Origin of the sequence: Nitrosomonas sp., from assembly GCA_031316255.1 — a bacterium.
Lineage (GTDB): Bacteria > Pseudomonadota > Gammaproteobacteria > Burkholderiales > Nitrosomonadaceae > Nitrosomonas.
On sequence record JALDQW010000001.1, the window covers coordinates 2,590,672 to 2,611,897 of the forward strand.

The 21,226-nt window shown below is 45.0% G+C and carries 20 protein-coding genes; 10 read left to right on the forward strand and 10 right to left on the reverse strand.

Features of this window, described 5'->3' with window-relative positions:
* Positions 1 to 64: 64 nt before the first annotated feature.
* The 6 genes from MRK00_11540 to MRK00_11565 all read left to right on the forward strand — a co-directional run bounded on the left by MRK00_11540 (position 65) and on the right by MRK00_11565 (position 6,812).
* Entirely contained in the window at positions 65 to 1,771 is a 1,707-nt protein-coding gene (locus MRK00_11540) for a hydroxylamine reductase (GenBank protein ID MDR4518001.1), read from the forward strand.
* On the forward strand, positions 1,768 to 2,826 hold the full coding sequence (gene haoB, locus MRK00_11545; protein ID MDR4518002.1) for a hydroxylamine oxidation protein HaoB: 1,059 nt from the start codon (positions 1,768 to 1,770) through the stop codon (positions 2,824 to 2,826). Before MRK00_11540 ends, haoB begins: the two co-directional genes overlap by 4 nt.
* Positions 2,827 to 2,971: 145 nt before the next feature.
* Positions 2,972 to 3,694 (forward strand): cytochrome c family protein, encoded by a 723-nt coding sequence (locus MRK00_11550; protein ID MDR4518003.1) that lies wholly within the window; start codon positions 2,972 to 2,974, stop codon positions 3,692 to 3,694.
* Positions 3,695 to 3,706: 12 nt separating this feature from the next.
* Entirely contained in the window at positions 3,707 to 4,336 is a 630-nt protein-coding gene (locus MRK00_11555) for a NapC/NirT family cytochrome c (protein ID MDR4518004.1), read from the forward strand.
* 503 nt (positions 4,337 to 4,839) lie between these two features.
* A complete protein-coding gene (locus tag MRK00_11560) occupies positions 4,840 to 6,309 on the forward strand; it encodes a DEAD/DEAH box helicase (protein MDR4518005.1) in 1,470 nt (489 codons plus the stop codon).
* Between the two features lie 170 nt (positions 6,310 to 6,479).
* Positions 6,480 to 6,812 carry a hypothetical protein gene (locus MRK00_11565; protein MDR4518006.1) on the forward strand — a complete coding sequence of 111 codons (333 nt, stop codon included), beginning with the start codon at positions 6,480 to 6,482 and terminating at the stop codon, positions 6,810 to 6,812.
* 136 nt (positions 6,813 to 6,948) lie between these two features.
* Here MRK00_11565 and MRK00_11570 read toward each other — a convergent pair whose 3' ends face one another.
* Positions 6,949 to 7,170: a hypothetical protein gene (locus tag MRK00_11570; GenBank protein MDR4518007.1), complete on the reverse strand. Its 222-nt coding sequence runs from the start codon at positions 7,168 to 7,170 to the stop codon at positions 6,949 to 6,951.
* Positions 7,171 to 7,288: 118 nt separating this feature from the next.
* Positions 7,289 to 8,104 (reverse strand): SDR family NAD(P)-dependent oxidoreductase, encoded by an 816-nt coding sequence (locus MRK00_11575; GenBank protein ID MDR4518008.1) that lies wholly within the window; start codon positions 8,102 to 8,104, stop codon positions 7,289 to 7,291.
* 416 nt (positions 8,105 to 8,520) lie between these two features.
* On the opposite strand from MRK00_11575, the gene MRK00_11580 reads away from it, so the two are divergent.
* On the forward strand, positions 8,521 to 10,044 hold the full coding sequence (locus MRK00_11580) for a BCCT family transporter (protein MDR4518009.1): 1,524 nt from the start codon (positions 8,521 to 8,523) through the stop codon (positions 10,042 to 10,044).
* A gap of 39 nt (positions 10,045 to 10,083) precedes the next feature.
* Here the strand turns inward: MRK00_11580 and MRK00_11585 are convergent, their stop codons facing one another.
* Positions 10,084 to 11,340 carry an outer membrane protein transport protein gene (locus MRK00_11585; GenBank protein ID MDR4518010.1) on the reverse strand — a complete coding sequence of 419 codons (1,257 nt, stop codon included), beginning with the start codon at positions 11,338 to 11,340 and terminating at the stop codon, positions 10,084 to 10,086.
* Positions 11,341 to 11,651: 311 nt separating this feature from the next.
* Between MRK00_11585 and MRK00_11590 the strand changes: the two genes are divergently transcribed.
* Positions 11,652 to 14,165 carry an EAL domain-containing protein gene (locus MRK00_11590; GenBank protein MDR4518011.1) on the forward strand — a complete coding sequence of 838 codons (2,514 nt, stop codon included), beginning with the start codon at positions 11,652 to 11,654 and terminating at the stop codon, positions 14,163 to 14,165.
* 6 nt (positions 14,166 to 14,171) lie between these two features.
* On the opposite strand, the gene MRK00_11595 is transcribed toward MRK00_11590, so the two are convergent.
* Positions 14,172 to 14,798, reverse strand: coding sequence for a histidine phosphatase family protein (locus MRK00_11595; GenBank protein MDR4518012.1), 627 nt, complete (start codon positions 14,796 to 14,798; stop codon positions 14,172 to 14,174).
* A 142-nt stretch (positions 14,799 to 14,940) separates the two neighbouring features.
* On the opposite strand from MRK00_11595, the gene MRK00_11600 reads away from it, so the two are divergent.
* Positions 14,941 to 15,432 (forward strand): hypothetical protein, encoded by a 492-nt coding sequence (locus MRK00_11600; protein ID MDR4518013.1) that lies wholly within the window; start codon positions 14,941 to 14,943, stop codon positions 15,430 to 15,432.
* A gap of 21 nt (positions 15,433 to 15,453) precedes the next feature.
* On the opposite strand, the gene rdgB is transcribed toward MRK00_11600, so the two are convergent.
* From rdgB to MRK00_11620, 4 genes are read right to left on the reverse strand one after another with little or no spacing between them, the layout of a single operon-like run.
* Positions 15,454 to 16,047: an RdgB/HAM1 family non-canonical purine NTP pyrophosphatase gene (rdgB, locus tag MRK00_11605; GenBank protein ID MDR4518014.1), complete on the reverse strand. Its 594-nt coding sequence runs from the start codon at positions 16,045 to 16,047 to the stop codon at positions 15,454 to 15,456.
* A gap of 5 nt (positions 16,048 to 16,052) precedes the next feature.
* Entirely contained in the window at positions 16,053 to 16,775 is a 723-nt protein-coding gene (rph, locus tag MRK00_11610; GenBank protein MDR4518015.1) for a ribonuclease PH, read from the reverse strand.
* 17 nt (positions 16,776 to 16,792) lie between these two features.
* Positions 16,793 to 17,593: a type I methionyl aminopeptidase gene (map, locus tag MRK00_11615; GenBank protein ID MDR4518016.1), complete on the reverse strand. Its 801-nt coding sequence runs from the start codon at positions 17,591 to 17,593 to the stop codon at positions 16,793 to 16,795.
* A 48-nt stretch (positions 17,594 to 17,641) separates the two neighbouring features.
* On the reverse strand, positions 17,642 to 18,238 hold the full coding sequence (locus MRK00_11620) for an SPOR domain-containing protein (GenBank protein ID MDR4518017.1): 597 nt from the start codon (positions 18,236 to 18,238) through the stop codon (positions 17,642 to 17,644).
* A 138-nt stretch (positions 18,239 to 18,376) separates the two neighbouring features.
* On the opposite strand from MRK00_11620, the gene MRK00_11625 reads away from it, so the two are divergent.
* Entirely contained in the window at positions 18,377 to 19,147 is a 771-nt protein-coding gene (locus MRK00_11625; GenBank protein ID MDR4518018.1) for a cytochrome c4, read from the forward strand.
* Between the two features lie 127 nt (positions 19,148 to 19,274).
* Here MRK00_11625 and hemL read toward each other — a convergent pair whose 3' ends face one another.
* Together hemL and thiE are read right to left on the reverse strand one after the other, a co-directional pair.
* Positions 19,275 to 20,555, reverse strand: coding sequence for a glutamate-1-semialdehyde 2,1-aminomutase (gene hemL / locus MRK00_11630; protein ID MDR4518019.1), 1,281 nt, complete (start codon positions 20,553 to 20,555; stop codon positions 19,275 to 19,277).
* Positions 20,556 to 20,610: 55 nt separating this feature from the next.
* A complete protein-coding gene (gene thiE, locus MRK00_11635) occupies positions 20,611 to 21,222 on the reverse strand; it encodes a thiamine phosphate synthase (GenBank protein ID MDR4518020.1) in 612 nt (203 codons plus the stop codon).
* Positions 21,223 to 21,226: the final 4 nt, after the last annotated feature.

A 21,226-nucleotide genomic window follows, 5' to 3' on the forward strand; every position in this document is an offset into this window, starting at 1 on the left:
CTGAAGAGAAGAAGAAAGAAGTAAAAATAAAACTGGAAATAACAGAAAGACAAAGGAGAGAGAGATGATTTCCAAGGTATGGCTAAGATTGGTCATGTTTGTAAGTGCATTTGCGCTGGCGGGTGCGGTACAGGCGATACCAAGTGTTCCTGACGTGACGTATGAAGCACTGGGTATAGACAGAGGTGCGAGTCCGAAGGAGTTGCATGAAGCATTGGTGAAGCGTTATAAGGATCCTGAGCAAGGCGCGGGCAAGGGCACGATGGGTGATTACTGGGAGCCGATTCCGTTGAGCAGATACATGGATCCTGCGACATTTTATGAGCCGCCGACCTCGATGAGAGACAAAGCGGATCGTAAAGAGTGTGTGGAATGTCACTCGGACGAATCGCCGGTATGGGTCAACGCATGGAAGAAGAGTACCCATGCGAATCTGGACAAAGTGCGTGCATTAAAGCCAAGCGATCCGACATTTTACAAGAAAGGCAAGCTTGAAGACGTAGAGAAGAATCTGCGTTCGATGGGTTACCTGAAGGAAGGCGAGCAGCTGAAGGAAGTGAGTTGTATAGATTGCCATGCTGGGATCAACGAGCAGGGCAAGATAGATCACAGCAAAGACCTGATCATGCCGACGGCGGATGTATGCGGCAAATGTCACTTGCAGGAATTTGCGGAACGCGAATCAGAGCGTGACACGCTGATCTGGCCGAACGGACAGTGGCCAGATGGACGTCCATCGCATGCGCTGGACTACAAGGCGAACGTAGAGACCACGGTATGGGCGGCGATGCCACAACGTGAAGTAGCCGAAGGCTGTACCATGTGTCACATGAACCAGAACAAATGCGACACCTGTCATACCCGTCATGAATTCTCAGCGGCGGAATCTCGTAAGCCGGAAGCCTGCGCGACCTGTCACAGTGGTGTAGACCACAACAACTGGGAAGCGTATTCCATGTCCAAGCACGGCAAGATGGTAGCGATGCTGGGCAATAGCTGGAACTGGGAAGTTCAACTCTCGGATGCATACAGCAAAGGTGGCCAGACAGCACCGACCTGTGCGGGCTGTCACATGGAATTTGAAGGCGAATACGCGCACAACATGGTGAGAAAGATTCGCTGGGCGAACTATCCATTTGTACCTGGGATAGCAGAGAACATCAACAGCGAATGGTCAGAAGAGAGACTGGATGCATGGGTAGTAACCTGTACTCAGTGTCACTCAGAGCGTTTTGCACGTTCGTATCTGGATCTGATGGACAAAGGCACCTTGCAAGGTCTGGCGAAATACCAGGATGCACATGCAGTAGTCGAGAAGCTGTACAACGAAGGTTTGCTGGCAGGACAGAAGACCAACCGTCCGAATCCACCGGCACCGGAGAAACCGGGATTCATGATCTTCACGCAATTATTCTGGTCGCAAGACAACAACCCGGCCTCGATGGAGTTGAAAGTGCTCGAGATGGGTGAAAACGACCTGGCTAAAATGCACGTTGGTCTTGCACACGTCAATCCAGGCGGTTGGACCTACACCGAAGGCTGGGGACCGATGAACCGGGCGTACGTTGAAGTACAAGACGAAAACTTCCGGATTCGGGAAATGGTCGCGTTAAAAGAACGTGTTGCCAAACTCGAAGGCAAACGCACCAGCTTACTGGATCTGGACGGTACAGCAGAGAAAATCTCGTTGGGCGGTTTAGGTGGCGGCATGCTGCTGGCAGGCACATTAGCCTTGGCAGGATGGCGTAAACGTAAGCAAAGCGAAGCTTGATACCCGCAGAGACGACCGGCCGCGACACGCAAGTGAAGCGGTCGGGGGATAAACTACTCCCGTCATTAGGCATACTCCTGGTGACGGGAGGTTTGGTTTTTCTGGGGTGGTTTGCGTACTTATGGTTTGAACCGGTAGCGGCACCGTATCAGTACCAGAAGCAATCCTCAGGGAATCCGCAGCAGTATCCCGAATTGGAACTGGATGCGTGGCCTGAACTTGAAATCAGCCGGTATGACGTCATCGTTCCGGATGTTGAAAAGCCCATAGCGCAGGCAACAGTAGCGCAACGGGACGGCGCAGCGCCGGTGCTGGTCAAATGGGAGAACCACAGCAAAGAAACCCTGCACGCATTAGACTGGAAATCATCCGAACTGAGTGCGCTGGCCAAAGCCATTGGCCAATACGCAGAAAAAGATGCGCTCATCTTAGCCTGGTGGGACATCTCGCAACAGATCAACCTGTTGAGCGGACACGAAACCCTGTTCACCAGCCACCTGAACGAACCTTTAATCATACCGCAGCACTGGTATGAATATATGGACGCCATAGATGCGTATGAACAGGCGTTCTGGCAAAGCAAACCCAGCCAAAGCGAACTGGAGCAATTCGAGCGATTTAGCCGGGCGCTGACAGCCAAAGCGGAAGAAGGCGTAGCCCAACTTCGCAGCCTCGTTGGAACGGACCGGGAAGCCTACATCATCGTTCATGTTACAGACCTGTATAAACTGGGTCTCATGTACCCGGATAAAATTGGCGTTGCCTACCAGAACTTTCCAATGACGGGCAACATCCATGGCATGATCAACCACATGAAAGTACAACTCAAGGAAAACGACTTTGACACCTATACCCTGCAATCGATAACCGATACGCAAATCAGAGTCTACTTTCTGAGCGACGCACAAAGCAGTGAAACCCTGCTGGCGCGAATGCTGCCGTTCACAGACAAAGACGCGCCGATGGAACTGGAAGCACTGCAACTGGTATACCAGCAGGGCGGTTACTGGGTATACAAAATTCCGGGCAACGAAAGCGATGGATTGATACAATAAAGACAGCGTAGACAGAGACAGCTAAAATAAGCAACAACAAGAACAAAAAAAGCACGCGGCATCCATATAAGCATTTACACAAACGGGTGATCGCGTACAATACGCGGCTTAAGAACTTGAAATAAGAAAAGTACAAGGAGGAAGGATGAAACACCCAATAACGTACGTACTGGCTATACTCGCGACATTTGTGTTTTTCACGGGGACAGCGGTAGCGGATTTTGAGGGGCGGCAGAAATGCAGCTCATGCCACAAATCACAAGGTAAATCATGGCGCGAGACAGCGCATGCCAAAGCGATGGAATCGCTGAAGGCAGGCGAGCGCAAGGAAGCGAAAGAAAAAGCAGGCCTTGACCCAGACAAGGACTACACCAAAGACAAAGACTGCGTAGGCTGCCATGTTGATGGCTGGGAGCAGAGAGGAGGATACACCATAGAGCGGCCGAGACGTCAACTGGCGGCAGTAGGGTGTGAATCCTGCCATGGTGCTGGCAAAAGATACAGGGGCGATCACCGAAAAGGCGGGCAGCAATTTGAAAGAACAGGCAGGACCACCGAGCGCAAGCGACTGGCGGACAGAGGTCAGGACTTTCATTTTGAAGAAGCGTGTGCGGGGTGTCACCTGAACTATGAAGGTTCGGGCTGGAAAGGCACGAAAGCACCCTATACGCCATTCACACCAGAAGTTGATGAGAAATACCGGTTTGACTTTGACAAAATGGTAAAAGACGACAGTGCGATGCATGCGCACTACAAACTGGATGGTGCATTTGTCGGCGAACCGAAATTCAAGTTTCACGATGAATTCCAGGCCAACGCCCAAGAGGGTGAGAAAGGCGACGAAGACGACGATGACGATGATGATTAACAGGAGACCTGAATGACTGCATTACAAAAAGGAGCGATAGGCACCCTGTTAACGGGGGCGTTACTGGGGATCGTTCTGGTGGGTATAGTATTTGGCGGAGAGGCGGCGTTATCGACAGAAGAATTCTGTACGAGCTGTCACTCGATGACGTATACCCAGGACGAGCTGAGAGAATCGACCCACTATGGGGCATTGGGAGTCAATCCTGGGTGTAAGGACTGTCATATACCGCAGGGATTCAAGAACTTTCATTTGGCGGTTTATACTCATGTAGTAGATGGTGCGCGGGAATTATGGCTGGAGCTGGTGAATGATTACTCGACGTTGGAGAAGTTTAACGAACGTCGGTTAATCATGGCGCATGATGCGCGGATGAACCTGAAGAAATGGGACAGTGTGACGTGTCGTGATTGTCATAAGAATCCGGATCCACCTGGAGAGGATGCACAGGCTGCGCATAAGAAGATGGAAACAGAGGGAGCGACGTGTATAGATTGTCATCAGAACCTGGTGCATGAAGAAGCCCCGATGACGGATCTTGATGCGAGTCTTGCTCAGGGCAAGATGGTATTGAAGGCCGATGAAGATGATGACTGGGATGACGACGACGATGACGATGATGACTGGGATGATGATTATTAATAGTCTTTATTTCAGGAAGGTTAGATTGATAAATATATAACATATGCAATCTTCCGGATCATTTATGAAATGCAACAACCCACATAAGCTCGGCTTTATGTGGGTTGTTGCATTTTTAATGCAGTATATTGAAAGAATAACTAGTCTAGTCAGCTATCCACTTGAATTGCTAAAGACTGCGTTATACCTGAACGACTAATTTCTGCAGAATATCCTGTGACAAGTTCACTGAACCCGGTAAGGTTAAATGGATAGAGTACTCGCAATAAATGAATCGCATGATTATTAGCTCGTGCATTTGATCAAATATAAATACGCTTGTTGATCATACATATACAAATTCATTTCGCTTACATAGTAGAAACTATGAACATGGTTTTTGCTATTGAACAATTTCCTTATAAATCCACATACAAAGAAGTCCTTCATTAAACTGTGGAAATGGAATTTTATATTATTATATTAGATAGACTAGAAAAGGTAGTTATTAAGGAGTTTTATTGATGTTATTTGAGCAACTTGGCTTATCAATCGACCTCATACGTGCTGTTGATGAAGAAGGATACAAACAACCGACACCCATACAGGAAAAAGCAATTCCAGTTATTTTGGAAGGTAAAGATGTTATGGGTGCAGCGCAAACGGGTACGGGTAAAACCGCTGGATTCACGTTGCCTATGTTGCGTCGTCTTGAAGCTTATGCAAATACCAGTATGTCTCCTGCGAGACACCCAGTCCGTGCCTTGGTTCTGGTTCCAACTCGAGAGTTAGCAATTCAGGTATTTGAAAGCATTAGAATTTTAAGCAAATACACTAACTTGAGATCTGCACTTGTATATGGTGGTGTAAATATCGATACCCAAACAGATGCCATTCGAAATGGCATTGAAATATTGGTTGCAACACCCGGTCGCCTGCTTGACCATCTTCAGCAAAAATATTTGACGCTTTCGAAGGTGGAGATTTTGATCCTGGATGAAGCCGATCGAATGCTGGATATGGGTTTTTTACCTGACATCAAAAGAATATTAAATGTACTGCCTGAAAAACGTCAGAATTTGATGTTTTCGGCTACATTTTCCAATGACATTAAAAAGCTTGCTAATCAGTTATTGAATAACCCGGTTCTGATTGAGGTAGCAAAACGTAATTCGATTAATGACATGATTACGCATGTTGTTTATGAAACCAAAACAAATCGTAAGGCAGAATTACTGGTACATTTAATTAAAGAAAAAAAATTGGATCAGGTTTTGATTTTCAATCGAACAAAATCAGGCGCGGATCGGCTAAAACAATTTCTGGATCGACAAGGAATTTTATCTGCTGTAATTCATGGCGATAAAAATCAGCTTCAGCGATGCCAGGCATTGGATGAATTTAAGCAGGATGTTATTAAAGTTTTGGTGGCAACGGATGTGGCAGCAAGAGGTCTGGATATCGAAGAATTGTCTTGCGTCATAAATTTCGAATTGCCCAATAATCCTGAAGACTATATTCATCGTATTGGTCGGACAGGACGTGCGGGCGCAAAAGGTTTTGCGATTTCATTTGTGAGCCCGGAAGAAAAGAAATTACTCATAGAGATAGAGAAATTATTAAACAAGAAAATTAAAATTGAAGAAACAGCACAATTTGATAAGGCTCAAGAGCAAAAACATAAGCCTAGAACGAGAAGCACACAAAATGATAAAAGTGTAAGCCATACGTCTTCGCAAAAGGATTATAAAAACAAAACTACTGATCAGCAGGTTGAAGTTATTTACTTTAACGGTATCCATGTTAACCGTAATAACGTAACGAAAAAGAGGGTTACCAATGATCCATTATTTACTCAACCCTATAATTCAGATGAATCGGCACTAAAATCGGAAAAACGATCTGAATTGGATCAGAAATCACAGCGCCACAGAGAAAGAAAGTATCCAATAAGACCCGTACCCGCATTATTTGCCCCACCTGTTGGCAAGTAAATATGTTGACGAGAGCGGACTCAATTTCATCCGTTTATCTACACCAACAAATTGAATTTACTTATGAAAAGGCATGGATAATGTCAGTCTGGTTAACTAATAAGATTGCTTTGATTTTTACTTCTCGTTTCAACTTGAGTAAATCAGTGCGATGAGGAGGAGGATGACAGATGGCCGGAATAATAAAAAGTTTAATTGTTCTCGCATGTACTATCCCTATATTGTGCAATTCCGTATACGCCCAGTCGGGGTTTGATGAGACGCGCGGTGAATTGCTATATTCAATTCATTGCATTTCGTGTCATGATTCTGAAATTCATTGGCGAGAAAAAAAACTGGTAACGAATTGGGATACTTTAAAAGACCAAGTTGAACGCTGGCAAGGCAATCTTGCGCTTGATTGGAATGATAACGACATCATTGATGTTACTGGGTATTTAAACCTGCAGTTTTATCATTACCCGGTGATGTTAAAGAATGGCCTGAGCGAGAATGATCGGTAGTGTAATTAACGCTAAAGACCCGCTAATAACAAATTGCGAACGTCATCCATATAGATCTTTCAGTCTATCGCAACGCACGCGCACGCGCGAAATGGCATTACAGGAAATGAACGTGGATTCTTAATGGTTAACAAACTTATAAGCTGATATCAAAATATTCAATATCGGTTTTCAGTTGTTGCGCCAGCGCTTCGAGTTGAGCAGCGGTATTCTCTCGGTCTTTGGCGATGGTGTTTTTCACCAGGATACTGAGTTTGTCGAAGTCGGAGAAGGACAAACAATTTAGCGCTTCCGGCGTAAGTTCCTGTTTGAAACGATCTACTACGCTGTCTGCAATGTTATGAATATCGTTGCTCATGTGTTCACCTTCTGTGTTAATGGGAAATTTACTGTTTGACGAGAATTATATACGTTTATGCTTGGATATTCCCAGGCGTACGCAGGTATTGTCATACTCTTCTGGGTTGAAGAAATACTCATAATTTCATCTTGCGCCGGACCGCCCAGTCAAAAAGTCTGCTACCCAGAAACCATCGTGAAATAACCGCTGTTTTGGAATCGCTTGGCAAAGCATGACGTATTGGCGGATAAACTGAATTAGCGGTTTTTAGAATAGCCTGGGCGATGATTTCCGGTCCAGGTGCTTTGGGTTCGTGAGCAAGAAGACGGGGAAGGGCATCGAGTAATTTTTGGTACGCTGATGGGTGATCAACCGATTTGAGCAGTTCAAACTCTTTTGCTGTAAATTCAGTTTTGATTAAACCTGGTGCGATGACAACAACGTTTATACCCTGTTGTATGACTTCATTGCGCACTGTTTCAGACAATGCCTCCACGGCATGCTTGGAAGCGGTATACCAGCCAAAGCCAGGGATGGAAATTCTGCCCAGAATCGATGCGATATTGATAATACATCCGGCTTTCTGTTCACGCATATGCGGCAGTACCGCCTGCATGAATCGCGCATACCCGAAAACATTGACTTCGAATTGCGCATGCGCAGCTTCCATTGAAACGCATTCTACGGCGCCAAGTTGACCATAACCGGCATTGTTGACAAGCAAGTCGATGCGACCTTTTGTTATCATGACATGATTGACTGTTTCTTTAATGGCCTCCGCATCAGTGACGTCAAGCCGAATGGGTTCAATATTTTCGGAACGTATTTCCTCAAGTCTGTCCATGCGCCGCGCCATGGCAAAGACATAGTAATTATTTTTAGCCAGTAACTCGGCAGTTGCTCTACCGATGCCACTGGATGCGCCAGTCACCAGTGCAATTTGTTGTGTCATATTGACTCTCTTATCATATGCCTACTGTCAGGATTTTGCGTATTTAAAAAAACGGTTGGCAACCGGTATGGGTAGTCCTCATTTCATTGAACAATTTTTGATTAGTTTTTCAATTGTAGTTTTGAAGGTAACATTGATGCCATGACTATACAAGCTGGTTTCACAAATGGACTGTCTGAAATTGAAAAGGCGCACGACTTTCAGACCAAACCCTGTTACGGGTAATGTAATGCAACCAGATCAACACAACATAGAGGCAGGTTTATGCTGTAACCTTGATCTGAAGATTTGAGAAATCAGCTAACACGGGTACTGAACGAAAAAGAAAGGGCTATTATCCCTGTCAGGGAATAGCCTAGAACAACCATCTGACATCGAAAATTTTTATTCTTAATCTGACATAACAGATTTATTCAATGCAACAGTTCATATCCAATTTTGCACGAATTATTCGCGAATGGCGCGAAGGAATATTGCCGCCTGTTTTTTTTACTGCGGCAGCCATAAATATTGCACTCATTGTATTTGCAGGAATCTGGAACGAAACGGCGGGACAACTGTTTGACGCGCTTTTACATGGCATTACAAAGTATTTCGACTGGTACTACATTACGGCAACTTCCTTAATGGTTGTATGTGTTTGCTGGTTGCTGTTCAGCCGGCACGGCAAACTGAAGTTGGGTGCGCAGAATGATAAACCGCAATACAGTTTTCTGTCCTGGCTGGCGATGCTATTTGCAGCCGGCATGGGCATGGGACTGGTTTTCTGGGGCGTGGCTGAACCATTACATCATTATCATGCGCCGCCAACGGCCGATCCTCAAAGCCCGGATGCCGTTGCAGAAGCGATGCGGTTTAGTTTTTTTCACTGGGGACTGCATCCATGGGCAATTTATGTCGTTTTTGGCCTCTTGATTGCGTTGAACCACTTTCGCTATGGCATGCCGCTGGCACCACGAACATTGTTATATCCATTGTTCGGCGCGCGAATTCATGGCTGGTTGGGTCATACAACAGATGCTTTCTGCACTGTCGGGACGCTAATCGGGGTGGCAACATCGCTGGGATTGGGCGCAATGCAAATCAATGCAGGGCTTAATCGAATTACTGATATCGATTACTCGGCAACGGTTCAAGTATGGATTATCACCGTAATAACAGTCGTTGCCACATATTCGACGGTCAGCGGCGTCTCTAGAGGTATTCGTTATCTGAGTATCCTGAATTGCGTACTCATGGGAGTGTTTCTGGTTTTCGTGTTCATCGCAGGGCCTACCGTTTATCAGATGGGCATATTTGTCACGGCACTATCGGATTATATGCTCCATTTTATACCGGATAGCTTGTGGCTTGACACGCGTCCGGATGCCGACTGGCAAACGCACTGGACAATATTTTACTGGGGCTGGTGGTTTTCCTGGAGTCCATTTGTCGGCATATTTATAGCGCGTATATCCAAAGGCCGGACTGTTAGGGAATTCGTCGGATATGTACTTTTGATTCCGACGTTAATCAATTTTGTCTGGTTTGCGGTATTTGGCGGGACCGGACTTTATATCGAAGAACACAACGGCGATATCGCCGATCCGGTTTTGGAAAATGTGGCAATGTCTCTGCATATCCTGCTGGAATATCTTCCCTGGACAGCAATTATGCAATGGGCTGGCTTAATTCTGGTCGTAATCTTTTTTATTACATCTTCGGATTCGGGGTCTTTTGTCGATGACATGGTGACATCCGGCGGTAATCCAAATCCTCCCGTAGCCAATCGTGTTTTCTGGGGTGTTTCCGAAGGCGCGGCTGCAGCTGTTTTGCTGATGGCCGGGGGGCTTCAGGCACTTCAGGCAGCCTCGGTGTCAGCCGGTCTGCCGCAAAGCCTGTTGTTGTTGCTTGGTTGTATGGGTCTGGTGAAAATTTTAAGGTCAGAATCCGTTAAATGACGCAAGGAACAGTTTTATTTATGACTTTCTTACAGGTGATCAGAAGCGCCAGTCCAGTTGCAGACCGACAATGTTAATATGTTCTGAAAATTTGCCAACCAGCTGATCGCCTGTGGTGCCGGTTCTGTTGACAGCTGCATCGCTGATAAATAAATGCGCATAGGCGGCATGCAAATTGATGTTTTTCAACACTGCGTATGAAATACCGGCAGTCAGCCAGTAACGATCGTTATCGGGAATTCTTGGCGATCTATATGTGGATTCGGGAACCGGCGATTCGTCATAGGCAAACCCGGTACGTAGCGTCATTTTGTTAATTATGGGCGAATAACTGACCCCAAAACCCAATCGCCAGGTATCTTTCCATTTCAAGGCCTGGACATCGTCTGACTGTGCAGATGAAAATTGTGTTCTCAATTCCTGAATATGGCTCCAACGCGTCCACATTGCGTCGGCAGTAACTGCCCAATAAGAATTCAGTTGTCGATATACGCCGAACATCACGTTGTCCGGTAGCGTAACAGAGGTTTTGGCGCGGTTATCGACAAAAAAATTATTCTGCGTCAGCAATACTGCATTATCCGGTACGGTAAAGTTTGCATCGCTGCGCACATTATGATGAACTTTTGACCGGTAACTGACACCGAGTCGTGTCTTGATGTTTGGCGCATAAAAGACGCCAATATTATAACCCACACCAACGCTGTCCCCTTTTAGTGAAACATGTCCGTCTGCCATTTGCGGCAAAAGACCTTGCCCTGCACATACGGCAGGATCTATTGCTTGTAAACAGACCGTTCCAAAATCAATGGCATTTGTAAGCTTTGACTTCAGATACTGGACATCAAAACCTGCACCGACAGATAGCGTTTCTGTTAGTTTAAAAGAAACACCTGGATTGAAATTGACTGTAACAAGTTCCGAATCAAGCGCCTGATAACGTCCTTTCCAGCCTGAGTGGTAGCTGCTCTGCATGCCAAAAGGTATATTGATTCCTAAACCGACGGCTATACGCTCGGACAAACGCTGTACATAATAAAAGTTAGGGATGAGAACTGTCTCGGGTGAATCGCCGCCGTTTCCACCTTGCAGTGGCGCACCGCCGAGTAGCGGGCTTAGCTGCGAAGCGCTGTCCTGGAATCTGGCAGACGGAATTGCAACATATCCCGAAAAAGAAAGTAATTTGCCCCGAACGTGATTCATGGCGCCAGGGTTAAAAAATACCATGCTGCCATCTTCGATGTTGGTTGGAGCGCCGGAAAAGGCGTGGCCTAACTCCTTGACGCTGTGCTCCATTACAGCAATACCAGCGGCTGAGGCCGATGATAAATAAGCACAGAACAAAATACCGGTCAGGCAATATAAACTTTGATGAAAGCAAATAAAGGTTTTATGTTTAATGATTTATCTCCAAAATCCTATTGTTAATCGGGTTATTGCGATAAAATTGTTGTTTGGACTATTAAGATTTTCTTTAAAAGATTAAACCTGTATTTTTATACAATTACTTTCTTGAGCTTAAATTAATTTTTTCTTTTTCTTGATAATTTTCTTGGATTTAAAATTTTACGCAATAAACGGGAAAGCTTCCAATGATTTAGACATCAATGAAAAATAACCCAGGGAATCCGCTCGCATCAAATCATGATAACGACTCGAGATTAGCCGTGTCAGATCATGCTGAGAAAATCCGTGTAGAACAGATCAAACTGCTTTTTCGACTAAGCAAGACGGCTTTTCTGGCTACGCCTGTTCTTGCAGTGATTCTTGTTCTGGTGCATTGGAGCCAAGTGTCCAGGCAATTATTGCTGGTCTGGTTGACAACAATTTGTTTGTTGACACTCGCAAGGTATTTTCATGTAAGAGTATATCTTGATCAAAACACACCAGATCACAAGCTCGTTAACGCTGTTCATGGTTTTTTGTTTGGCGTATTCCTGGCAGGTGTATTATGGGGTCTGGCTGGTGGTATGCTTTTTGTCAATGAGAGTCCGGTACATAAGTTATTCATGGCTTATTTACTTGGTGGAGTAGTGGCGGGCGCAATGACGACACTTTCGTCATACCGGGGTGCTTTTTTAATTTTTTCAATACCCGTGATGCTGCCGTTTACCTACCAGATTATTGCGCATGGCGGCGAAACGGATTTAGCGATGGCCTTGACGTATCTGTTATTCCTTTTATTGATGATCAAAATTTCTTCAAGAAATTTTGACATTACCAGGAATACGCTGTGTTTGCGTTTTGTCAATTCAGATTTGATTGACCGGTTGCTTGTGGCTAAAGAACAACAATTCCTGTCCAATGTGGCGTTAAAAGCCCAGATCGAAGAAAAGAAACAGGCAGAGCAGGCATTACAGGTTGCAAATGATCAGCTTGAACAGCGTGTCGTTGAGCGTACCGAGGCGTTAGTACAATCCAACGATAAACTAGAACAAGAGAAAGAGCTATTTAAAGTCACTTTGGCCAGTATTGGTGATGCGGTCATCACAACTGATTTTCTCGGTAATGTGATGTATTTGAATCCGGCTGCTGAGCAATTGACGGGAAGCAATAATGAAGCGGTAAGGGGTAATCCTTTACAGCGCGCTTTTCGGTTTATTGATATCGCTAGCCAGGAGCCATTGAAAGATTTAAACATCGATCATTTGAAGAAAAAACAGTGTGAGAGTAAAAACCGGGAATGTTTGTTGATTTGTAAAAATAATCACAAGTTTGTGATCAATTATGTCGTGGCGCTCATTCGTGACAGTAAAGAGAATGTAATCGGAACGGTACTGACTTTCCGTGATGTAACCGAGCAGCGTAAATTGACGCAGAAGCTGGCCTATCAGGCGACCCATGATGCCTTGACAAGTTTGCTCAATCGAAATGAATTTGAAAGCCGGCTTGAGCAAATTCTTAAAACCACCCGGAAGAACCACATTCACGCGTTGTTGTATCTGGACCTGGATCAATTTAAAGTGGTTAACGATACCTGTGGACATGATGCCGGTGACGAATTATTGCGGCGTGTCAGTGGATTATTGCACTCCAGGCTGCGTAACCGGGACACTTTTGCGCGTCTTGGCGGAGATGAATTCGGTATTATTCTGGAACATTGCCCACAGGAAAAAGCACTGCGCATAGCGCATATGTTGCGGGAACTGGTTCAGGATTTTCGCTTTAAGTGGCAAGACAAGATATTTACAATCGGCGTCAGCATCGGATTGTTTCCGATCGATCGAGCGAATATAAGTCCGGAAAAGGCATTGAGTGCTGCGGATAGCGCTTGTTATACTGCCAAGGACAGTGGACGTAACCGGATCCATGTTTATCAGGAGGAAGATAATCTATTATTTAAGCGGCCAGAGGAAATACACGGGTTGCCAAGTATACAAAAAGCCATCGAAGAAGACCGGTTTCTGCTTTATTATCAGCCCATAATTCCAATTTCCAATACAAATGCACAGGAAGAACATGGAGAAATTTTGCTGCGTTTACAGGATGAACAGGGTAAATTGATATCGCCCGGTGCATTTCTGCCTTCCGCAGAACGCTATCATCAAATGCAGCTGCTTGATCGCCTGGTCGTTGAACGTTCGCTTAAATTACTCAAGGCGGCTTCATGGAAGCCAAAAAAAGTGATTTATGCGATTAACTTGTCTTCGCAGTCTCTGAGTGACGAAGATTTTCTTGATTTTGTTATCGACAATATCAAAAAATATAAGGTGAATCCTGCCAGTATTTGTTTTGAAATTACTGAGAATGCCGCTTTGGCTGACATAAAGCCTGTCACACGGTTTATTTCGACGCTCAAGAAACTGGGTTGCCGTTTTTCGATGGACGATTTTGGCAGTGGCTTGTCGTCATTCGGCTATTTAAAGGGTATCCCGATTGATTACCTGAAAATAGACGGAAGGCTTGTTAAGGACATGATTGCCGACCCGATCGACCGCGCAATGGTCGAGGCGATACATCATATTGGTCATGTTATGAAACTCAAGACAATCGCTGTATGGGTCGAAAATGAAGCTACGCAGAATCTGCTGAAAGAATTGGGCGTAGATTATGTCCAAGGATACTGGCCTGCCAAACCTTATCCGATAGACGGTAAAAATGACACTATTGAAAATAAATAGTAACCTTTATCGCTGGTTTTGCTCTTTATTGTTTTCTTGAACTAATTTCCCATTCAGAAATTCCAGTATTCCTCCGGCTTCGGTATGACGAATACGCGTTATGCCGCCATTGCTGATTTTAATTCGATAAAACCCAACAGGCGCAGCGTGTACCACATGTGCAACAATGGCGCGAATCACGCCGGCATGCGTTATGATCAGACAATGCCGCCCCTGGTAATGTTGAATAGTTTCATCATAAGCGGAATCAACGCGTTTTATAAAACTTTCAAGGGGTTCTGCACCGGGTGGGCGATGTTTGACCGGGTCTTTCATGAAAGCTTGATATTCATCGATTTTGCCAATTTTAATTGCCTCATGACTCAGGCCTTCCCATATGCCAAAACCCACTTCCTTGAATCTGGGTTCAACAGAAACACCGATTTGATGCCGTTTTCCCAGCGCTTCTGCAAAAGCATGGCAACGCACGAGTGGAGAACTGATAATGTGTTGCCAATGATGATAGTTCCCTGTAGCATCCCACATTTGCTGCCAACCGCGTTCGGTGAGCGGATCATCGATCGCATGGCCGCGATACCGTCGTCCGCCCACAGGCTCACCATGTCTGATTAGATCAATAATTGTTTCTTTCATTTTCTGAAAACGATTTTTGGATGTTATTAAATTTTAGCAGCCTTTTGTTAGTTTAAACGTGATCTGAAAGTTACAGAAATTTTATGTATTTATTGAGAATTCAGGGGAACCTGATGTTTGTTGAGGTGTTCTTAAATTTTAGATGGCGAATAATAAAGTTTGGATCATTTTAAATGAGCGGTTTACGGTTGTATTAACAACACAGTCATTGTGTATGCATCTAAAGAAAAACTGGGAGATCGATATCATGAAAAAAGTAATGACAATTCTGGCGGCAGGAATTTTAGTGCTCTTTATTGGTAATCCAACTAGTGCATCGGGAGATGGCGGGGATATGGATTCGTCGGGCGGAAAAGCGGCGATGGCTGAAGCGATTGAACACGCAGAAGAAGCCAAAAGCCATAAAGCACACACTAACCATATTCGTGATCATGCAAAGGAGAGTTTGGAGTACGTCAAAAAAGCTGAAATAGCGGCAATTGAATCTGAAAATACTGCTGGAAGGGCGCATATTTCAGAGGCGATACAGCATCTGGTTGAAGCGATAAAACATGCGGATATGGGACATGCGCAAATTGCAAGCGAACACGTTACCGATGCCTTGCATGAGATGTATCAATTTATGGAAAAATAAGAAACTTCCGATACGGTCAGCTTAACGTTGTAAATATTCCAATAATTGTACCAAGGCCTTGCCGCGGTGGCTGAGTTTGTTTTTTTCATCTGAATGAAGCTCTGCTGCCGTTTTGCCTAGTTTCGGTATGAAGAAATAGGGATCATAGCCAAATCCACCTTCGCCGCGTGGCTCCATGATAATTTCGCCATGCCATAATCCTTCTGCAATAATCGGTTGAGGGTCTTCTGCATGGTGAAGCAATACCAATACACAGTAATAATATGCGCGGCGATCAGGCGCATTTTTTAAAGTTTCGACCAGTTTCTGGTTATTCTGTTGATCTGATTTGGATTCATCTGCGTAACGTGCTGAATAGACGCCAGGAGCGCCATGCAAGGCAGTTACACAGATACCCGAATCGTCGGCTAAAGTAGGCAAGCCGGTATAATGACAGGCATGTCTTGCCTTGGCCAAGGCATTTTCGATAAATGTTGGATGGGGTTCGTCAACTTCCGGGACATTGAAAACAGCTTGTGGTAACACTGTAATGTTCAAATGTTCAAGCAGCGCCTCAATTTCCCGCAATTTCCCGATGTTGCCAGTGGCAATAACGAGTTTTTTCAGTTGATTCATCGGTATTAATGTGTGCCTAAAGTCATTTTCTGAATCGATATTAATTCCTGTATGCCGGATTCTGACAGATCCAGCATTTGATTCAATTCATTGCGCGTAAAAGAGACGCCTTCTGCGGTTCCCTGTATTTCGACGATCCCGGTTTTGCCGGTCATAACCACATTCATATCGGTATCGCAGTTTGAGTCTTCCTGATAGTCGAGATCGAGTACCGGTGTTCCTTGATAAATACCGACTGAAACGGCGGCAATGTGATCAACAATCGGTGTCGTTTCGATGAGTTGCTGGTAAATCAGGTTTTCTACGGCATCATGCAAAGCAACAAAGGCGCCGGTAATGCTGGCAGTTCGCGTGCCGCCATCGGCCTGGATGACATCGCAGTCAATTTGTATAGTACGTTCGCCCAACAGAGTCAGATCAACAATTGCACGTAACGAACGGCCGATCAAGCGTTGAATTTCCATAGTCCGGCCCGATTGTTTTCCGCGTGCTGCTTCACGCTGCATTCTCTCATTTGTAGAACATGGCAGCATGCCGTATTCGGCAGTTAACCATCCTTGGTTTTTGTTTTTAAGAAAAGGCGGCACTTTTTCACTGACACTGGCCGTACAGATTACTTTTGTGTCGCCACATTCAATCAGGACCGAGCCATCGGCATGCCTGGTATAGTTGCGGGTTATTTTGACCGGGCGAATTTGCGAAGCGCTACGGTTATGGCTGCGTATCATAAGATTAAACTCAATAATTAAAAACGGTAGGCCGGTTTAGGGGGTGCGCCACTGGAGACGGTAAGCACCTCATGTCCATCCTTTGTGACCAGAATAGTATGTTCCCATTGTGCAGATAAACTATTGTCCTTGGTGGTAATTGTCCATCCGTCTGGCAAGTGACGGATAGCCGCTTTGCCTGCATTAATCATGGGTTCAATGGTAAAAATCATTCCCGGTTCGAGTTCCAGTCCGGAACCTGCTTTACCATAATGCAAAACCTGCGGGTCTTCATGAAATTTTTTTCCGATACCATGTCCACAGAATTCCCTGACGACACTATAACCCACACCTTCGGCCAGTTTTTGAATGGCATGACCAATGTCACCCAGATGATTGCCCGGCTTAACGAGATCGATGCCGCGCCACATTGCTTCACAGGTAAATTCGCATAAGCGTCTGGCCTGGATGGAGGGTTCTCCAACGTAAAACATGCGGCTTGTATCTCCATGATAATCGTCTTTGATAACGGTGACGTCGATGTTCACAATGTCGCCGTTTTTCAATTTTTTCTGGCCTGGAATACCATGACAGATTTGATTGTTAACTGAAGTGCAAATAGATTTCGGGTATGGTTGATGTCCTTTGGGTGCATAATTCAAAGGGGCTGGAATTGTTTTTTGTACATCGACCATATAATGGTGACATAGGGTATCCAGTTCTTCTGTTGTTATTCCAGGTTTGACAAAAGGTGTAATGTAATCAAGTACCTCAGAGGCCAATTTTCCCGCTACACGCATTTTTTCTATTTCTTGCGCGGTCTTAATAATTACTTTCATAGGAAATTTAAAGTGGTTAGAAGTAGTCGGTGTTAGGCGAAACGTTTATTATAAGCGTTCGCAGGTTGTGTGTACCAGTCTACTGTCTGAAAACTGAGTAATTAATTGGTGTAATTCAGTAATTTTAGTGGCGTCAGTTCCAATAAATACAAATTTTTTTTGCGCTGATTCATATTCCTCGATAGTTGTATGCGTTATTCCGCTGTCGTTCAGTTTTTTTTGCATGTCCAGAGCTGCAGCATTGTCATCGAATTCGCCAAATGAGATTGCATTTAGCCACGGCCCATTCTCTTGTATACGATGGCTGATAATGCCCATATTGCGTAATTTGTTAATTTCTCTTTCCACGGTTTGTTGATCTTCAAATGGCAAAGTATTCACACGATATTTAATGACCGAAGCCGATGAGATTAGTTTGAACGGCAATTGCAGATTCAGTTTGCCAATCGCTGTTTCGGCGAGCTGTAGCTGTTGATCCGAAAAATCACCCCATTCAGTGCAATTCACCAATGCTGGAAGCACAACAATTTTCTCAGGGTTTAACGCCGGAGAATTTGAACCCTGTTTTGGTTGGCCGAATTTGAAAAGCATCGCCATCGCAAACAAGATATTAACAATGAGCAGAAAGGAAAAAATTTTTTTCATTCGCATATTAAGTTTATAAAGGCATTTTCGCTGAATCTTGTTGTTAACACTCTTGTGCCTTGATAAAATGCTGAATTAGTTAAATGAAGAAAAAGTAACAGATTTTTGATCGCAAAAAAATACGGAATACAGAATATTATGAAAATGATTAAAAAAAGTTTGGTAATGGTAACAGTTTTTGCTTTAATACTATCAACATCGGTTTTGGTCGCTGAAGATGCAGAAACAGAAGAACAGGACACTGTCGAATCAGAAATTATTGAATCAGAGATTGTCGAGCCGGAAGCTGTCATTGGTGAACAAACAGATGTTGTTGAAAAAGAAAAGGAAATTACAGAAGCGGTAGCGGCTGGTGAGGCGCCAAAAGGACAGGAAATCGCTGCGGGTGTGTGTGCAGGATGCCATGGTCCGGATGGAAACAGCATTATCCCGACTTTTCCAAGCTTGGCAGGACAACATGCTGAATATTTGTTAAAACAGTTAGTTGAATTTAAAGCAGAGGAAGGCAAGACTGCTGTTCGTCACAGCGATGCCATGACACCTATGGTTGCTGCACTTTCAAAAGAAAACATGGAAGATCTTGCCGCGTTTTATGCCAAACAAAAAGCCACGCCGGGACAAGCAACGGGCGATGAGGATCTTCTTGAGATGGGTAGCATTCTTTATCACGGTGGTAATATAGAAAACGGCGTACCGGCATGCGCAAGCTGTCATGGACCAACGGGGAGGGGTATCCCGCCGCATTACCCTGCGTTGGCTGGACAACATGCGCTATACACAATTGCACAGCTCGATCTGTTTAACAAAGGTGAGCGCACCAATGACAATGGTGTGATGAAACAAGTAATTACACGTATGAGCGGTACGGAAAAACGCGCGGTTTCACAATATATTCAAGGTCTGCACTAGTCAATAAACTATCGTCAAGATATTTTTTTGCTAAAATAGCGGTAAAGGCGTGTGGAAAGAAAAATTCCAATCCTGCGTCATTACCGCTTTTCTTCTTTTTACCTTCTACTTGTCAACCTACACCCCGTTACCACGCGGCGAAGATATCATCTGCTGCAGATAATGTATCGTTAATTTCTTTATCTCCATGCATTGACGAAACAAACCCGGCTTCAAAAGCCGACGGCGCAAAATAAACCCCTTTATCCAGCATTGCATGAAAGAACCGGTTAAAGGCATTCTTGTCGCATGCCATGACTTCCGCAAAGCTTGCCGGAATTGTTTTGCTAAAATACAGACCAAACATGCCGCCGATGGACTGTGCACAAAAATCAATTCCATGTTTTTGCGCACTGGTTGTCAAACCATTCGTTAACTGGTGTGTTTTGTCTGCGAGACTTTTATAAAAACCGGCTTCTTGAATGAGCTTCAATGTTGTCAGTCCTGCCGCGACGGCAACGGGATTGCCTGACAATGTGCCGGCCTGGTACACAGCACCCACAGGGGCCAGACACTGCATGATTTCGCGCCGGCCGCCAAAAGCCGCCATCGGCATGCCGCCACCGATAACTTTGCCAAGCACGGTAAGGTCGGGCTTGATCTGATAGAGTCCCTGGGCACACTTTAAGCCAACGCGGAAACCCGTCATGACTTCGTCAAAAATCAATACACTGCCATACTGTGTACAAAGCGCGCGTAATGTTTTCAGGAAATCGGGTGTGGGGGCGACCAGATTCATATTGCCCGCAACCGGTTCAACGATGACTGCGGCAATTTCATTACCAAATTGTTTGAAATTTTCTTCCAATCCGGTCAAGTCGTTAAAATCCAATACGATGGTATGTCCCGCGGTTTCCTGTGGTACACCTGCAGAACTCGGATTGCCAAATGTTAATGCGCCCGAACCGGCTTTTACCAGTAAAGAATCGTCATGGCCATGATAACAGCCCTCAAACTTGACAATCTTGTTGCGGCCAGTAAATCCGCGTGCAAGACGTATTGCGCTCATTCCGGCTTCAGTGCCTGAACTGACCAGTCTGACTTGTTCGATTGAAGGAACTAAATTGCAAAGGAGCTCTGCAATTTCCAGTTCGGCTTCAGTTGGCGCGCCAAATGTCAGCCCGTTTTCTGACGTTTCTTGTACAGCCTTAACGACTTCCGGATGTGCATGGCCGAGTATTAAAGGTCCCCAGGAACCAACATAATCAATATAGGATTTTCCATCAACATCCCAGACATGGGCGCCTTTTCCGCGTTGGAAAAAAACAGGATTCCCGCCAACGGATTTAAATGCACGAACCGGCGAATTGACGCCGCCGGGAATTACTTTCTGGGATTGCTCGAATAATTGTTGGTTACGTGAAGTCATTGAATTACTCTCAAAAATTATTGTATAAATTGTTGTGAATCATTTTTAAAAAAATCTAATCAAAAAACCGAGCAAACGTTTCAGCGGTTTTGCAGGGGTCTTCGGTTTGGTAAAGCGCACTGCATATGGCGACGGCATCTACGCCGCTTTTAATCAGAGGCATGGCATTCGTAAGGTTAATACCACCGATACTGACGATGGGCACAGTCAACATTTTTTTTGCATTGTTTAAGATGCTTATGGGTGCAACAACTGCGGTCTGCTTGGTTAGAGTGGGATAAAATGCGCCAAAGGCAATATAGTCCGCACTGTTTTTTTCAGCCTGAATGGCCAGCTCAAGTGTGTTGTAACACGATGCGCCAATTATTTTATTCGCCCCAAGCAGCCTGCGTGCAGTTTTGATACCGGTATCATGCGCGCCAATATGGACGCCATCCGCGTCAATCTCTGCAGCCAGGTTCACATGATCATTGACAATCATCGGTATGCCATATGAATGGCAAAGCTGTAACAGCGATTTTGCCTGATCGTGTCGTAATGCTTTATCTGCCGCTTTGTTGCGATATTGTATCAGTCGCGCACCGCCTTTTAAAACCTGTTCAGTTCTGGCAAGCAGATCATCGGTATCGGCCATGTCAGGGGTGATTCCATACAGACCGCTAATCATATGG

Excerpts from the sequence above, each read along its gene's own strand:
- MRK00_11540 (MDR4518001.1), top strand. The coding sequence starts at position 65 with ATGATTTCCAAGGTATGGCTAAGATTGGTCATGTTTGTAAGTGCATTT.
- MRK00_11550 (MDR4518003.1), top strand. The coding sequence starts at position 2,972 with ATGAAACACCCAATAACGTACGTACTGGCTATACTCGCGACATTTGTG.
- MRK00_11555 (MDR4518004.1), top strand. The coding sequence starts at position 3,707 with ATGACTGCATTACAAAAAGGAGCGATAGGCACCCTGTTAACGGGGGCG.
- MRK00_11560 (MDR4518005.1), top strand. The coding sequence starts at position 4,840 with ATGTTATTTGAGCAACTTGGCTTATCAATCGACCTCATACGTGCTGTT.
- MRK00_11565 (MDR4518006.1), top strand. The coding sequence starts at position 6,480 with ATGGCCGGAATAATAAAAAGTTTAATTGTTCTCGCATGTACTATCCCT.
- MRK00_11570 (MDR4518007.1), bottom strand. The coding sequence starts at position 7,170 with ATGAGCAACGATATTCATAACATTGCAGACAGCGTAGTAGATCGTTTC.
- MRK00_11575 (MDR4518008.1), bottom strand. The coding sequence starts at position 8,104 with ATGACACAACAAATTGCACTGGTGACTGGCGCATCCAGTGGCATCGGT.
- MRK00_11580 (MDR4518009.1), top strand. The coding sequence starts at position 8,521 with ATGCAACAGTTCATATCCAATTTTGCACGAATTATTCGCGAATGGCGC.
- MRK00_11585 (MDR4518010.1), bottom strand. The coding sequence starts at position 11,340 with ATGGAGCACAGCGTCAAGGAGTTAGGCCACGCCTTTTCCGGCGCTCCA.
- MRK00_11590 (MDR4518011.1), top strand. The coding sequence starts at position 11,652 with ATGAAAAATAACCCAGGGAATCCGCTCGCATCAAATCATGATAACGAC.
- MRK00_11595 (MDR4518012.1), bottom strand. The coding sequence starts at position 14,798 with ATGAAAGAAACAATTATTGATCTAATCAGACATGGTGAGCCTGTGGGC.
- MRK00_11600 (MDR4518013.1), top strand. The coding sequence starts at position 14,941 with ATGGCGAATAATAAAGTTTGGATCATTTTAAATGAGCGGTTTACGGTT.
- rdgB (MDR4518014.1), bottom strand. The coding sequence starts at position 16,047 with ATGAATCAACTGAAAAAACTCGTTATTGCCACTGGCAACATCGGGAAA.
- rph (MDR4518015.1), bottom strand. The coding sequence starts at position 16,775 with ATGATACGCAGCCATAACCGTAGCGCTTCGCAAATTCGCCCGGTCAAA.
- map (MDR4518016.1), bottom strand. The coding sequence starts at position 17,593 with ATGAAAGTAATTATTAAGACCGCGCAAGAAATAGAAAAAATGCGTGTA.
- MRK00_11620 (MDR4518017.1), bottom strand. The coding sequence starts at position 18,238 with ATGAAAAAAATTTTTTCCTTTCTGCTCATTGTTAATATCTTGTTTGCG.
- MRK00_11625 (MDR4518018.1), top strand. The coding sequence starts at position 18,377 with ATGAAAATGATTAAAAAAAGTTTGGTAATGGTAACAGTTTTTGCTTTA.
- hemL (MDR4518019.1), bottom strand. The coding sequence starts at position 20,555 with ATGACTTCACGTAACCAACAATTATTCGAGCAATCCCAGAAAGTAATT.
- thiE (MDR4518020.1), bottom strand. The coding sequence starts at position 21,222 with ATGATTAGCGGTCTGTATGGAATCACCCCTGACATGGCCGATACCGAT.